This window comes from Flavobacterium sp. FlaQc-48, assembly GCF_044007335.1.
GTDB lineage: Bacteria > Bacteroidota > Bacteroidia > Flavobacteriales > Flavobacteriaceae > Flavobacterium.
Genome location: NZ_JBIPCR010000004.1, coordinates 299165 through 313152, shown reverse-complemented (window position 1 = coordinate 313152; position 13988 = coordinate 299165). Strand labels below are relative to the sequence as shown.

The window sequence follows — 13988 nt, the reverse complement described above, 5'->3', positions numbered from 1 at the left end:
AAAAGTCGCAGCTTTCAAACTGAAAACTGCGACTTAATATTTATTCTTCTATAAAATAATATTAACACCTTTTTTCAAAACATACCTTTTTAGGGAATTAGTTGATAATCTCTTTTATGCATTAATCCCCTTCTATTAAACACTATCTCTTAGCATTAATTTAATCTTCAAAATCAATAAAATCTTCATGAAGCCCGGATATAACTTGTTCCGTTAGATTATTATTTTCATCGGTTTTTACCAATGCCCAACTTATTTTATCCCTATCAGAATTAAAATTACCTTCATCTAATAAACTAACAACATTAGAAATAATTGCTTTTGAGAAAGTCTTTAAAAAATCAGATAATTTCTCTTCTCCGACTACCTTTTCAATATCTAAATATTTAGTTTCTATTTCCTCATCAAAATCTTCTGCCAAAGAAATATTTTCTTTAGGTGATTCTATAATATCAAAAAGATTTTTTAAAACTAAAAAGCGTCCGAATTGAGGAATTCCTTCTTTTACTTCACTAAATGCCCAACTCAAAGGATTAGCTGCGCCTGCTTTTTCAAGCCTTAATGCTAATGTCTCAAATTCTTTGAGTTCCTTTTCGTTGAATTCTTTAATTTTATGACTATAATATTTTGAATCTTTCGAAACTGAAATCAGCCTGTTAATTTCTTCCATAATCCTAAAATAATTAAAAACTGATTATTCTCCTGTGTAAATGATTTTTCCGTCCTTTTTCAAAACATACCCTTTCCAGGGAATTAATTGATAATCCTCTTTAGTCCAGGAATCGCCTTCTGATTTTCGTTCTAAAAGGATGGGGTCTTTTTGAGTATCCAGAAAAAGTTCGGCTTTATCTCCGTCAAAAATTACGTAGGCTACTGTCGAATATGTTTTTCCATCTTCGGCGTGGGATAATTTTGTACCAACTTCGAAAAGACGCACGCATTCATTTTTAAGCACAGACCAGGTATAACCTGCAGAACCTTTACATCCATGCGCATCAGCATCACCTCCCACCACAACAGGTTTTGCTTCTTGTTGTTTTGGGTTTTTGTTCTCTTCTGAAACTTTCTTGCCACAAGAAAAGGAAAGAATAATAATCGAAAATAAAAATATCTTTTTCATGTATCCTATTAAATTTAGATTGCAAAAATAGGATTATTCACCACTATTTTTGATACAACCAGCTTTGATTAACTTCAAAAGTAATCTTATCATCCTGATCAACAAAATATTTTAACAAAACTTCTCCCCACAATTCCCCATTACTGTAATCTGCAATAATCCATCGGTGGTTTAGAATTTTTACTTTATTGATGATGAATTTATTCGGACCTATTTTGTCTTGTCCTGTATAAGGATTTCCATTTGGATTTGCATTGAAGTCCAATAATTTTTCGGTTACTACCGGAATCAGTTTTTCGTATAGAATTACTTTCCCTCCGCTGGCACTGTTATCAAAATAGTTCTGTGCATTTTCATTATGTTCCAAAGAAAAGTAATCTGCATCAGCCAGCTTCGTCTTTACCAAATTAATACTGTCTCTTAGCTTCTTAGTTGCTTTTTCATATCTTTCCTCCCCAAATTTCACTTCTCTGCTGTAAAACATATAAGTAAAAACATTCATTAATATCGCAAGGATAAAAAGATAAAGCATTAAGGATTTTTTCATTTTTGTAATATAATTAAATTGTAATTTCTAAATTATCATAAGCCAGGAAAACGTTTTCAGGAAGCTGTTTTTGCACTTCCTCATGAAAGCCCAAAACATGGCTAATATGTGTTAAATAGGCGACTTCGGGCTTTACCAGATTTATAAAGTCCAGTGCTTCCTGTAAATTAAAGTGTGTATCATGAGGTTCTACACGCAAAGCATTTACCACTAAAACTTTAAGGTTTTTTAGTTTTTCAACTTCCGTTTCATGAATGGTTTTAACATCGGTCAGATAGGCAAAATCATCAATGCGATAACCAAAAACCTGTAAATCGCCGTGCATAACATTTACCGGAATCGCCAATTTATCGCCAATAGCAAATGGCTGATCGTTGATTACTTCGATCGTTTTAACACTTGGTGCACCCGGATATTTGTTTACGGTTTCAAAAACATAGTCAAAACGGCGTTTGAGATTATCAATGACACGTTGATGTGCATAAACAGGAATTTCGCCTTGTCTGAAATTAAACGGACGAATGTCGTCTAAACCGGCTGTATGATCAGCATGTTCATGTGTAAACAAAATGGCATCAAGATGCCTGCAACCGCAAGAAAGCATTTGCTGCCTGAAATCAGGGCCACAATCTATCACATACGAATGTTCGCCCCATGTAATCCAGATGGATACACGTAGCCTTTTGTCCTTAGCATCAGTGCTTTTACAAACAGGATGGTCGACTCCGATTATCGGAATGCCTTGAGAAGTACCAGTACCTAAAAAATATACCTTCAATTGAACTTAATTTTTTTACAAAAATAGGATTATTTCTCTTTCATTAGAAGCCTAATTTGCTAACTTTGTAACAAATCTATTTAAAATAAAATGGGTACAGAAATAAAACTCAAAGGTGACAAGGTCATCGAACAGATTCCTTCCATAAAAGACAAAGCGTTACGCATTAATTTAAACGAGAATATTTACGGAACATTTGCAGAAATTGGTGCCGGACAAGAAACGGTCAGGCATTTTTTCAGATCCGGAGGTTCCTCCGGTACGATTGCAAAAGCAATGTCTGCCTACGATAAAGATTTTAGTGATGCGGTTTATGGAGTGGAGCGCGATGGTCGCTATGTAACCGAAGAGCGATTAAAAAAAATGCTTACCCATGAAGGTCAGATCATCGAAGAAAGACTGAGCAGGGAAAAACATCCTACCAAACTTTTCTTTAGTTATGCCAATACGGTTGCAACGATAGATTTTGCCAAACAATTTAAAGGTCACGGCTGGGTTGGAATTCGATACCAAATTGAACCTGACGAAGCTTACAACGAGATTATCCTGCACATTCGTTTTAAAGAAACTGATGCCCGACTACAACAGGAAACACTGGGTATTTTAGGTGTAAACTTAATTTACGGTGCTTTTTACAAATACAACGATCCAAAACGTTTACTACGTTACTTATACGATCACTTAGACAAAGACCAGCTCGAAATTGATACTATTAACTTCTCAGGACCCCGTTTTGCAGATGTTGACAATCGCTTAATGAGTTTACAACTGGTTAAAAACGGAATGACCGATGCCGTAATGTTTAATCCTGAAGGGAAAAACGTACTACCGGCTGCCGTTTTATACAAAAAGAACCTTCTTGCTTTTAGAGGAAGTTTTCGTCCGGTTACGAATGTAAACCTTGATATGTACGAGAAATCCCTTAAGATGTTTCTCGAAGAAAATAAGGTTGAAAAAGACAATACTTTAGTCGTTTTTGAAATTACACTTTCGAATTTACGTTCTGACGGTGAAATTGACGAACGTGATTTCATGGACAGGGCCGAATTGCTTTGTTCATTAGGTCAAACTGTTATGATTTCGAATTTTCAGGAATATTATAAGGTAGTGGAATACTTTGCTAATTATACCAAAGCCAGAATGGGATTAGCTATGGGCGTAAATAACTTAGTGGATATTTTTGATGAGAAATATTACCGTCATTTAAGTGGTGGAATTCTGGAAGCTTTTGGAAAATTATTCTACCGCGATATGAAAGTCTTTTTATATCCTATGCTGGGTGATAACGGAGAGATTATTACTTCTGAAAACCTAAAAGTACATCCTAGAATGAAGGAATTGTATAAATTCTTTAAATTCAACGGAAAAGTGGTTGATATCGTAGATTACAACCCGGATATATTGAATGTATTCTCACGTGAAGTCTTAAAAATGATCAGTCAGGGCAAATCTGGCTGGGAGCCGATGCTTCCATCAGGTGTTGCTGAGATTATAAAAGAACACCATCTTTTTGGATATCATCCGCAGAAAGAGCTAGAGCAAAATGCTTAATATCAAAAAAAGTCCCAAAAAGAAAGTTTTTCTTTTTTGGGACTTTTTTTTAATTTCAGGTTTCAGGTTTCTTTTGTATCAGGTTACGTCAATCTTGTCAATTTCGAGAAACTAAACGAGAATTTATTCGAGAAAATTTTATTTCAAATTTTATTTCAAATTTTCTTTACAATACTGATAAGAATCTGAAACAAAAGAAACCTGAAACCTGAAACAAAAACTTATTTCAAAATCTGAGCTGCGTGTTCTTTGGTTTTTACTTGTGAGATCACCTCATCAATAATTCCGTTTTCGTCGATTACGAAAGTTGTTCTGTGAATTCCGTCGTATTCTTTCCCCATGAATTTTTTAGGTCCCCAAACGCCAAATGCGTTGATTACAGATTTATCCTCATCTGCTAATAACGGAAAAGGAAATTCGTATTTGTCTTTGAATTTTAGCTGTGCTTTTTGACTGTCGGCACTTACTCCCAGAAGTTCATAATTGTTAGCTTTAAAACGCTCAAAATTATCTCTTAAATCACAGGCTTCGGCGGTACAACCTGGCGTGCTGGCTTTTGGGTAAAAGAAAACTACTAATTTCTTTCCGGCATAATCTGCCAGTTGATGTGTTTTTCCTTCTTGGTCTACTCCTGAAAAATTTGGGGCTTTATCACCTTTTTGCAATGTTATCATTTATTTAGATTTTTAGATTGTTAAACTTACTTTGATTGTTAGGCTTTTTTTAGACTGACTTAGATTATTAGATTACAACTTAAAAATATTTCATCACTCAGAATCTACAATTCACAATTAAAATAATGCTATTTTTACGGCATTAAAATTACGGAAATGAATAAAGAAGCTCGCGTACAATTTGTTATAAATACGTTAAAAGAACTCTACCCTACGATACCTGTTCCCTTAGATCATAAAGACCCTTATACGTTGCTGATTGCCGTTTTGCTTTCTGCCCAATGTACAGATGTGCGTGTGAACCAGATTACACCATTGCTTTTTGCAAAGGCTGATAATCCGTATGATATGATTAAAATGTCGGTAGAAGAAATCAAGGAAATTATTCGCCCTTGTGGATTATCTCCCATGAAATCAAAAGGAATTTATGGTTTGTCGCATATTTTAATTGACAAACACGACGGAAAAGTTCCGGAGAGTTTTGAAGCTCTTGAGGAATTACCTGCTGTTGGACATAAAACAGCGAGTGTTGTAATGTCTCAGGCCTTTGGTGTTCCTGCATTTCCGGTTGATACTCACATTCACCGACTGATGTACCGGTGGAATTTATCTAATGGAAAAAACGTGACACAAACTGAAAAAGATGCGAAACGATTATTTCCAAGAGCATTGTGGAATGATCTTCATTTGCAAATAATTTGGTACGGACGTGAATATTCACCTGCCAGAGGATGGGATTTAGAAAAAGATATTATTACAAAAACTATTGGTAAAAAATCAATAATAGAAGAAGCTACTAAAAAGAAATCTTAGTAGCTTCTTATTTTTTTACATACTGCTTTTTAGCGCGTTATATTCACTGGTCATATTTAAGGATCTGTATATTCCCAATAGTGATTTCATGGCACTTTCATTTTTAGGCTCAATGGTTAGTGCTTTTTTAAGATATGGAATAGCACTTCTCACAATTTCGTCTTTTTGAGCATCCAGTTTATCATATAGCTGCATTTCCTTGGTACTATTTCCTAATGCTGACATCTTATCCACTATTTCCTTTTTCTCCTGTATTTTAACGTACACAAGATTAATATAACAGTCGATACAATTTTGATTGACCTGCAATCCTTCTTCATAATATTTCTCAGCATTACAGTAATCATTTCTTTCTAAATAAGAAAACCCTAAAGAAGTTAGAATTTCTTCTTTTTTAGAAGGCGGAAATACATTTCTGGGCTTTTCATAAAGACCTAAATTAATACTGGATTCTCTCGCACTCATAGAAATAAAAGATTCCTCTTCTTTTGTTTTTTTATTTGTTGCATACCAAATCATTCCTTTTCCGGAATAATTTATTTTTTTAAGCAGTTCGAAATATTTAATGGAGGAAACATAATCTTTGGCCGCTATAGAAGATGAGGCCGCATTATACAGGTTTAAAGTATCTTTTTTATCAAACAAATAAACTTCGTAACTCTTATCTGCACTTTCTTTGAATTTTCCTGCTTTATAGTCGTTATAAGCTCCATCTACCAGTTTAGACTTCATTTCTTTTAAAGCCGAACTTGCCTTGAAAGCATATTTGTAATTGCGGGATTCATTTTCGTACAACAAAACATCCTGATAAGCACCGGACGCCAGGGCAAAATTAGTGGGTGCATCTATATTTTTTGTTGCCAGTTCTTTGTAAACATTTCCCTTTGTAAAAAAATAGTCTGTTTTTACATCATCAGGAGCATTTATAACGAGATATTCTATTTTCTTTAAAATCGCCAATGATTCCTCGATTTTTCCTTTAGCGAAGTACGATTGCGCTTCTTTTAGTTCTTCTTTTTGGGCGTATGCTCCTATGTTTATTAATAGAAACAGGGATAAGATCTTAAGGCTCTTTTTCATTTTTCAGTTAAGTTTGGTTGTTAAATAGATTAAGGGTATTTACAAGGAACTTGCTAAAAATTTGATTTAAAAGGCGCAAAAAAATTATTCTTATCCTCTTATCAATACTTAGCAGACATTCCTGATTTCTTAATATCCGTTATAAGATATCAAGAGTAACAACAAACAAAACAAGATTGGAGTAATTTTTTGTCATAGATTATTTGGTTTTGGTTATACTTCTTTTTAAAATTATTAATAATTAAATTTTTCTTTACATTGAAAGGTTTTTAATACATAAATAAACTTTATATCGCATTTTCTTTGAATAAAAAACCTGTTTTTAACTAAAATAAAGCTAAATATAAAATAAATATTTGATAATAAGTCAAAATAAAGAATTTTAACAAAACCATTCCCAAAAACCTTAATAACAATTAATTGTAAATTAGCGGAAACACAGCGTGGATTATCAAAAAAGAAGCAAAAAACATATTGCAAAAAAAAACTCACTACCTGTATTTACATACAAATAGTGAGCTTTCAACCAAAACGACCATTTGGTTTTTCTTTCGAATAAACATCCGACTAAACGAGCGGGCTGTTTAATTAGCTATTATTTCAAAACTTTTGTTTTCAATTTTCGCAACCGTTAAGGCTTGTGAATAACTTAATAAAAAAGAAACGACTTCTTTTTTTGGTTTTAAGTTTTTTGAAGCTAATGCTTTTTTAGAGTAAATTTTCGCCATACTATCAAGATGTTTTATTATAATATAACGGACTATTACTTGAAATAGTATTAGTTGGTTAAAATAATTTGATGTTTATCAATTATTTTTCTTAAATTCATGAGTGCATATCGCATTCTGCCTAATGCTGTATTGATACTAACTCCTGTAATTTCAGAGATTTCTTTGAAACTCATATCCTGATACATACGCATAACCAATACTTCTTTCTGATCGTCAGGAAGTTCTTCGATTAGTTTTTTCAAATCGACTTCCACCTGATCAAAAATCATTTTATTTTCGATGGTTAAAGAATCGTCAGACATGATAGAAAAAATCGAAAACTCTTCGGTTTCTCTATACATTGGCATTTTTTTGGTTTTGCGAAAATGGTCTACAATTAAGTTGTGCGAAATGCGCATAACCCAAGGCAGGAATTTACCTTCTTCATTGTATGAATTACTTTTAAGGGTTCTGATAACCTTTATAAAAGTGTCTTGAAAAATATCGTTTGAAATATCTCTATCAGCAATCTTTGAATATATAAAACCATATATCTTAGATTCGTGTCTTTTTATTAATGCCGAAAGAGCAAGCTCGTTGCCATCGACATAACTTTTTACTAATAGAGCGTCTGGTGTGTGCAGATCAGCCATAATACTACTTTTTTAGTTGCTATAATTTGGAGTAATTTTCTAAAAAGTAGTTTTATTTTATAGGCGTATCTTTGGATTAAGTGGTTATGTTAATATTCTGATCAAATTTAACAAATTATTATTTTAAAAAGCAAACAAAATGAAGAATAATTAACAATAAATTGTTAATTATTGCAGCACAAACTTAATTTCAGTCTTTAATTCAGTAAAAAAGAGGTCGTTTTTAATACAAAAAATCAGATATAAACAACTCAAAACTAAATAATTAAGCTGTTTACATCTGATATAAGCACCAATTATTAATGACTACGTTTTTCTATTGATAAACGCGGACATAGTCAATGTAATACTTTTGAGGAAGTATTGTATCATCTACTTCAGGGCCTCCAAAATTTCCTCCTATGGCTAAATTGACAATAATATAGAATGGTTTATCAAAAGGCCATGTATCTTCGTTTTTATCTTCGGGATTAAAAGTATAGACTACTGTTTTATCTACAAAAAAATCTATTTTGTCTTTTGTCCATTCGATAGCATATACATGATAGCCTTCTTCAATATTAGGAAAAGCTGTTCGCTTTGTATTAATCGTATTGCCGTGACTGGCCTGGGTATGTAGTGTGGTATATACCATGTGGGGATCTCTGCCGATATATTCTAAAATATCGATTTCTCCTGTTTTAGGCCATTTGACGGCATCGATATTGGCACCTAACATCCAGAATGCAGGCCACAAGCCATGTCCTACAGGCAACTTCGCTCTGGCTTCGATTCGGCCGTATTTAAACTCTTTTTTTCCTTTTGTGGTGATTTTCGTCGAGGTGTATTTATTTCCTTCTTTTCGGGCTTCTATGATTAAATTTCCATCTTTAATTACGTGATTTGTTTTGGTATAAATTTGTCTTTCATTATTGCCATATCCACATAAATCAGGACAGCCGTCCCCGACTTCAAAATTCCAGGCAGTTTCATTTAGATTTTTATTATTAAAATTTTCTTCCCACACCAATTTCCTTTTGGTTTGTTGTGCGAAGGTAAACGTGGTAATCATGAATAGTATAATTACTTTTTGCATAGTATGATATTTAAATTCCTAAAATTAAGAAGGCCAGCAGCAACTGGCCTTCTCATTACTAATTAATTTGCAATCTATTGATACACTCTAACGTAATCGACCTCCATCGAAGATTGCGTAAAAGCAGCGTCAATATTTCCGCCCAGATTACCTCCCATTGCTACATTTAAAATTAAGAAAAAGTCGCTGTTAAAAGGTAAAGAACCATCGTTTGGAACGGAATGAATCTGAACATCATCTACAAATGTTGTAACTGCTGCCGCGCTCCATACCGCTTTATAAACATGAAATTCTGTTGACACATTTGGTATTGTTTTAGAACCTGTATTCCCGTTTCCGCCGGAATGGCCGGGATAATGAAGTGTACTCAGAATAACGTTTTGATTGTTGCCTACATGTTCCATAATATCAATTTCCCCACAGGCCGGCCATGGTTTGGTGGCATAGTTTTGTCCTAACATCCAGATTGCCGGCCATGTTCCTGCCCCTGTTGGTAATTTCGCCCTGATCTCAATTTTTCCGTATGTAAAACTAAACTTAGCATCTGTTTTTAATCGTGCCGAAGAATAATCTGCTCCGCCTGAAGCTTCTTTTTTAGCTGTGATTTTAAGATTCCCTCCTTGTACAATTACATTTGTTGCAGAATTGGTATAATTTTGCTTTTCGTTATTTCCCCAGCCGTTGTCACCTTTGCCTAAATCATAATTCCATTTTGCAGCGTCTGGTGCTCCGTCTGTATTAAACTCGTCTGACCAGACTAATTTTGTGAAATCTGCCGGTGGATTCTGTGTTGGCGGAACTGTTGTAAAGGTGTGGTACCATGCTAATGCCGGATTTCCTCCCATTATAGCCCTAACTACCATTCTATTGGCTGTGATCGAAAGAATCTCATAAGAGCTCTGACCAATATAATACCCCATGAAACCTCCGTCAGTAAAATTCATTGTAGTTCCTCTGGTTTGTGTTGCATGATTTGGATTTTTCATTACAACCGATTCTGACGGGCTTAACAATACGGTCTTCTTTCCTTTAGAATTATAGGTTAAACAAGAATCGTCTGGTCCGCTTCCTCCTGCTACATTTGCAAAAGCAGCGTTAAAGAAAGTAGCTCCTCCATTATCCAGTTCAAATTTCAGCTGGTCACCTTCTACAGAGAACGTTAGTACATTTTCGTATAAACAGCTGCTTGCTGGCGATCCGGCTTTTTCAAAAGCTCCGGCCGAATAGTAATTGGGGAAATAGTTTTTGGTGGCATCCCCATCATTTTGACCAACTCCCAGATGTCCTGGTTCAGACGCTGACCAATACCATTTTTTAGAAGTTCCGCCAGTCAGGAATGCAACAGCTTCATCGTCTCTAAAATTACTCAACACCTGAACCTCAACTGTTGTAGTGGTGGCAACACCACCTTTTCCTGTGGCAATTACCGTTACGACATACTTATTTACACCTGTCTTAGTAAAACGCTTGGTATAAATTCCGCTTGGGGCACTTGTAGATGATCCATCAGAAAACACATATTGATAGGAAATGGCATTATCTGCTGTTGCAGTAAATTTCACCGTGCCTGATCCGTCGCCATCTGGGGCAGCGGTTGTTTTTCCGATAATTTCAGCGTTTACTTTAAAATTTGCCGGAGCATTTATATCTCCAAAAGCATAATCGTCTTTTTGACAACTTATTGCCAGGAGCAATGCAAAAAGAAATACGAAATATTTATTATATTTTTTCATTTTGATGTTTTTTATAAAATGTAAATTCATTTTAAATGATCAATAAGGTGTTATTTTTTATTTATGAAAATAAACGTTATCGATATATATAGTATGTGTGCCGCTTGGATTTCCGGAATAAATAAGCTGGGCTATATGTCCTCGTGTGGTTAATCCCGTAAAATTACTTAAAGGGATATCCAGACTTACCCAGGTGCCTTTTGCCGGTGCAGTAAAGGCAAGTTCATGTTCTTTGTCATCTCCGCCTCCGTTATAAACACCATTGGCACCAAAATCAACTAACTTTATTCTGAATTCAGTAAAATCTGCCGACCATACATCTACATGAAAGTGTGTCATTCCTGTCGCATCAATTGTCGAAACAGGTTCGATACCCACAAAGTTCAAATCAGAGTATTTTTTTACTGCATTTCCTGCTACGGAAGTTTCTTCTAATGTTGCTGCTGACCAATCTGTACGCCATGTCGCTATTGGAATGTTGGTGTAAGCATCGCTAAACAATGAAATTACATCGGTGGCGGCTTTTACAGGCGTTGGAGCTGCAACTGTAAGGGATTCTACATTTTTATAGAAGTAAACATTATCTATAAAAACGTTTTTACCTGCTGGCGTTCCAACCAATTTCAATTGGAAAATATCAGCTACTTTAAAGTTGGTCTGACTCGTAAATGCCGAAATTGGAATATCAATACTCGTCCACTGGTTTGCGGTCAGATCTTTTACAACCGGTCTTTCTCCATTTGTTTTACTGATAAGAGAAGTTTCCAGTTTCTGTAAATCTGCTGTCCATACATCCAGGTGAATGAAGTCCATTCCTGAAACATCAACTGTTACATTATCCGCCAGCGCAATTCCCTGATAATTTAAATTCGTATAATTCAGTATTTTGTCGCCATTTAAATCAAATTCTGAATAACCTCCTGATTGTCCCCAATTTGGATAGAAATTAGTTCCCGCAACATTTGTATATTTTGAGCTGTAGATTGAGATTACATTTGCAGCCGTTCTGTTAGGTGGTGTTGGTGCCGAAGTACTTGGGTTAAGTACCAGTTTGGCCGTAAAGTCTTCTTTGTATTCTGTCGTTTTTATTGCGGCACTTTTTGCTACTATTCGTATCGAATAAATACCGGCATCTTTGTAAACATACGAAACCGATTGACCAATATTTGCCGAAACCGGTTCCGGTTTTCCTGTTTCTCCAAAATAAACATCATAAAACAAGGCAAAATCTGCGGTTGCCGTTACATTTACTTTCTTAGATACAGAAAGATCATTTGTAATTACTACTTTCAAATTTTCAGGTGCCCTGAACGAAACCGTTACGTCCTGATCTACTTCGGTTGTTTTTCCGTTTATGGCCATTGCTTTAATTTTAGCCTTATAAACCCCTTCTTTATAAACGTGTGGTACAGTAGTTCCGGGTGAAACATAATTTGACTCCGCAGTTCCGTCTCCGTAGTTTATCCTGAATTGGGTAACACCTTCTCCCTTAGGTATAAACGTCACGTTTCCTGTATTGTCCTGAGTCACTGTCACTAAAGCAGTTACATTTGTTGGCGCACTAATGCCATCTAGGTCAATAGGGCTGCTGTCATCGCTGGAACAACCTATAAATGTTGTTAAAACGAAAAGACTTATAATAAAATGTATTTTTTTCATATTAGTTAATATTTGCTTTTTAATGAAATATGAACCGTCATTCTGATTTATGATTTGGAATGATGACGGTTTCATAATATTTTTTTAGTATCCGGGGTTTTGTTTCCAGTTTCCGTTTGCAAATTGAATTTCTTCAATTGGTAGTGGAAATAACTCGTTTTTATTGGCCTGAAATCCTGGTATTTTTCCCACTGCTTTTCCAGTTCTTACCAAATCAAAGAAACGATGTCCTTCTCCAAAAAGTTCTACTCTTCTTTCTGCCAAAATAAAGTCGGTAAGCGCGGCTCCTGAAACTGATATATCATGATTGGTATCTCCAAAAGCGCGTCTTCTTACCTGATTTAGGTATGTTCTTGCTTTTGTATCGTCTATTCCGCCTTTATTGTAGGCTTCTGCAGCCATTAATAAAACATCTGCATAACGAATGGCTCTGTAATTGTTTGGATTGGTCAGGTTTAAATCTCCCTGAGCGTTGGCACTTCTTTTTCTGGGAAGGTATTTCCTGTTGAAATATCCGGTGTCTTCGTTTCCTTTTCCAAACGTAACTCCTTTTCCGCCGTCAAAATTTGTATTTGCTGCTGCCCAGGCTACAATATCCAATATGGCAACATCTTTACGTTTATCGCCTGCTTCAAAGGCATCTGCACTTTCTTTTGTTGGAATATTAAAACTAAACCCGGAAGAAAAAAGTGGTCCGGAATAATTTCTGATTCCGCTAAAACCTACTGCAACATTTCCTTCGCTACATTGTAAACAACCAAAGCCTGCTCCTTCAACATCTGTATATTGTACTTCAAAAACAGATTCTGTCCCGTTTTCTCCGTCTAATTCAAACATAGCATTGTAATCTGTTTGTAAGGAGTATTTCCCTGAAGTGATTACAGCTTCCAGTGCTGTGGCTGCTTGTGCGTATTTGTTTTGATATAAGTATGTTTTTCCTAACAATGCCTGTGCGGCACCTTTTGTTACTCTTCCTTTTTGAGATGCAGTTGGAGATAAATTTGCAACTGCGAAAGTCAAATCGGCTTCTATCGAAGCATAAACTTCTGCAACTGATGAACGCGGTACTGTTTTTTCATCTCCAACTTTAAATCTTGCATCTCCTTTCATCGGGATTCCGCCAAACCATTTCACTAACTCAAACTGGTAATACGCTCTTAGAAAACGTGTTTCTGCAAGCAGCTGGTTTTTTCCCTCAAAATCGGTTTTATCTTTAAATTCAAGAATGTAATTGGCTCTTTGAACTCCTGCAAACATCCAATTCCAGATGTCTCTTAAATTGCTGTTTACGGGCGTGTGAATCATGTCGTCTACTTGCTGCCAGCCAATTACGTCTGTTGGGCTTTCTCCTCCTGCCAATGTATTGTCTGAAGCAATTTCTCCCAGGATAACATTTGCATACGAGGATTGTAACAAATCGTAGGCGGCAACGAGTGCATCATTATAGTCTTCTTTTGAATTGAAATAATTTTCAGAATCTATAGAATACTTTGGTTTTGGATCTACAAACTCATCTGAACAGGAAATGCTTATTGTCGAGAAAAGAGTTAGTGTTATTATGGCTGTAAATAAATATTTTTTCATTTTTATTGAAA

The 13988-nt window shown here is 35.2% G+C and carries 14 protein-coding genes; 2 read left to right on the top strand and 12 right to left on the bottom strand.

The genetic code is table 11. The features are described from left to right. Nucleotides 1–160: 160 nt before the first annotated feature. The 4 genes from ACHRWY_RS08800 to ACHRWY_RS08785 are packed head-to-tail and all read right to left on the bottom strand — an operon-like array spanning nt 161 to nt 2445. Nucleotides 161–670 (bottom strand): hypothetical protein, encoded by a 510-nt coding sequence (locus tag ACHRWY_RS08800; protein ID WP_395353901.1) that lies wholly within the window; start codon nt 668–670, stop codon nt 161–163. Nucleotides 671–694: 24 nt separating this feature from the next. Next, the gene (locus ACHRWY_RS08795) at nt 695–1120 is read right to left on the bottom strand and encodes a hypothetical protein (protein WP_395353900.1); all 426 of its coding nucleotides are present in this window, start codon (nt 1118–1120) and stop codon (nt 695–697) included. Between the two features lie 43 nt (nt 1121–1163). After that, entirely contained in the window at nt 1164–1667 is a 504-nt protein-coding gene (locus tag ACHRWY_RS08790; protein WP_395353899.1) for a hypothetical protein, read from the bottom strand. 13 nt (nt 1668–1680) lie between these two features. Beyond that, on the bottom strand, nt 1681–2445 hold the full coding sequence (locus ACHRWY_RS08785; RefSeq protein ID WP_395353897.1) for an MBL fold metallo-hydrolase: 765 nt from the start codon (nt 2443–2445) through the stop codon (nt 1681–1683). 90 nt (nt 2446–2535) lie between these two features. Between ACHRWY_RS08785 and ACHRWY_RS08780 the strand changes: the two genes are divergently transcribed. Next, nucleotides 2536–3996, top strand: coding sequence for a TonB-dependent receptor (locus ACHRWY_RS08780; RefSeq protein ID WP_395353896.1), 1461 nt, complete (start codon nt 2536–2538; stop codon nt 3994–3996). A gap of 221 nt (nt 3997–4217) precedes the next feature. Here the strand turns inward: ACHRWY_RS08780 and bcp are convergent, their stop codons facing one another. Further along, nucleotides 4218–4670 (bottom strand): thioredoxin-dependent thiol peroxidase, encoded by a 453-nt coding sequence (gene bcp, locus ACHRWY_RS08775; RefSeq protein ID WP_395353894.1) that lies wholly within the window; start codon nt 4668–4670, stop codon nt 4218–4220. A 156-nt stretch (nt 4671–4826) separates the two neighbouring features. Here bcp and nth point away from each other — a divergent pair, with 156 nt between their 5' ends. Beyond that, nucleotides 4827–5483: an endonuclease III domain-containing protein gene (gene nth / locus ACHRWY_RS08770; RefSeq protein WP_395353893.1), complete on the top strand. Its 657-nt coding sequence runs from the start codon at nt 4827–4829 to the stop codon at nt 5481–5483. Nucleotides 5484–5498: 15 nt separating this feature from the next. Here nth and ACHRWY_RS08765 read toward each other — a convergent pair whose 3' ends face one another. From ACHRWY_RS08765 to ACHRWY_RS08735, 7 genes are all read right to left on the bottom strand, one after another. Continuing rightward, the gene (locus ACHRWY_RS08765) at nt 5499–6563 is read right to left on the bottom strand and encodes a tetratricopeptide repeat protein (RefSeq protein WP_395353891.1); all 1065 of its coding nucleotides are present in this window, start codon (nt 6561–6563) and stop codon (nt 5499–5501) included. 584 nt (nt 6564–7147) lie between these two features. Beyond that, entirely contained in the window at nt 7148–7291 is a 144-nt protein-coding gene (locus ACHRWY_RS08760; protein ID WP_395353890.1) for a hypothetical protein, read from the bottom strand. A 50-nt stretch (nt 7292–7341) separates the two neighbouring features. Further along, the gene (locus tag ACHRWY_RS08755) at nt 7342–7926 is read right to left on the bottom strand and encodes an RNA polymerase sigma factor (protein ID WP_395353888.1); all 585 of its coding nucleotides are present in this window, start codon (nt 7924–7926) and stop codon (nt 7342–7344) included. A 316-nt stretch (nt 7927–8242) separates the two neighbouring features. After that, a complete protein-coding gene (locus ACHRWY_RS08750) occupies nt 8243–9001 on the bottom strand; it encodes a family 16 glycosylhydrolase (RefSeq protein WP_395353886.1) in 759 nt (252 codons plus the stop codon). A 74-nt stretch (nt 9002–9075) separates the two neighbouring features. Next, complete coding sequence (locus ACHRWY_RS08745; RefSeq protein WP_395353884.1) at nt 9076–10734, bottom strand: family 16 glycosylhydrolase; 1659 nt, start codon at nt 10732–10734, stop codon at nt 9076–9078. 57 nt (nt 10735–10791) lie between these two features. Then, nucleotides 10792–12393, bottom strand: a complete 1602-nt coding sequence (locus tag ACHRWY_RS08740) for a hypothetical protein (RefSeq protein ID WP_395353883.1) — start codon at nt 12391–12393, stop codon at nt 10792–10794. A gap of 84 nt (nt 12394–12477) precedes the next feature. Continuing rightward, a complete protein-coding gene (locus tag ACHRWY_RS08735) occupies nt 12478–13977 on the bottom strand; it encodes a RagB/SusD family nutrient uptake outer membrane protein (RefSeq protein WP_395353881.1) in 1500 nt (499 codons plus the stop codon). Nucleotides 13978–13988 lie beyond the last annotated feature (11 nt).

Coding starts and splice junctions, on each gene's coding strand:
- ACHRWY_RS08800 (WP_395353901.1), bottom strand. CDS start 670: ATGGAAGAAATTAACAGGCTGATTTCAGTTTCGAAAGATTCAAAATAT.
- ACHRWY_RS08795 (WP_395353900.1), bottom strand. CDS start 1,120: ATGAAAAAGATATTTTTATTTTCGATTATTATTCTTTCCTTTTCTTGT.
- ACHRWY_RS08790 (WP_395353899.1), bottom strand. CDS start 1,667: ATGAAAAAATCCTTAATGCTTTATCTTTTTATCCTTGCGATATTAATG.
- ACHRWY_RS08780 (WP_395353896.1), top strand. CDS start 2,536: ATGGGTACAGAAATAAAACTCAAAGGTGACAAGGTCATCGAACAGATT.
- bcp (WP_395353894.1), bottom strand. CDS start 4,670: ATGATAACATTGCAAAAAGGTGATAAAGCCCCAAATTTTTCAGGAGTA.
- nth (WP_395353893.1), top strand. CDS start 4,827: ATGAATAAAGAAGCTCGCGTACAATTTGTTATAAATACGTTAAAAGAA.
- ACHRWY_RS08765 (WP_395353891.1), bottom strand. CDS start 6,563: ATGAAAAAGAGCCTTAAGATCTTATCCCTGTTTCTATTAATAAACATA.
- ACHRWY_RS08760 (WP_395353890.1), bottom strand. CDS start 7,291: ATGGCGAAAATTTACTCTAAAAAAGCATTAGCTTCAAAAAACTTAAAA.
- ACHRWY_RS08755 (WP_395353888.1), bottom strand. CDS start 7,926: ATGGCTGATCTGCACACACCAGACGCTCTATTAGTAAAAAGTTATGTC.
- ACHRWY_RS08750 (WP_395353886.1), bottom strand. CDS start 9,001: ATGCAAAAAGTAATTATACTATTCATGATTACCACGTTTACCTTCGCA.
- ACHRWY_RS08745 (WP_395353884.1), bottom strand. CDS start 10,734: ATGAAAAAATATAATAAATATTTCGTATTTCTTTTTGCATTGCTCCTG.
- ACHRWY_RS08740 (WP_395353883.1), bottom strand. CDS start 12,393: ATGAAAAAAATACATTTTATTATAAGTCTTTTCGTTTTAACAACATTT.
- ACHRWY_RS08735 (WP_395353881.1), bottom strand. CDS start 13,977: ATGAAAAAATATTTATTTACAGCCATAATAACACTAACTCTTTTCTCG.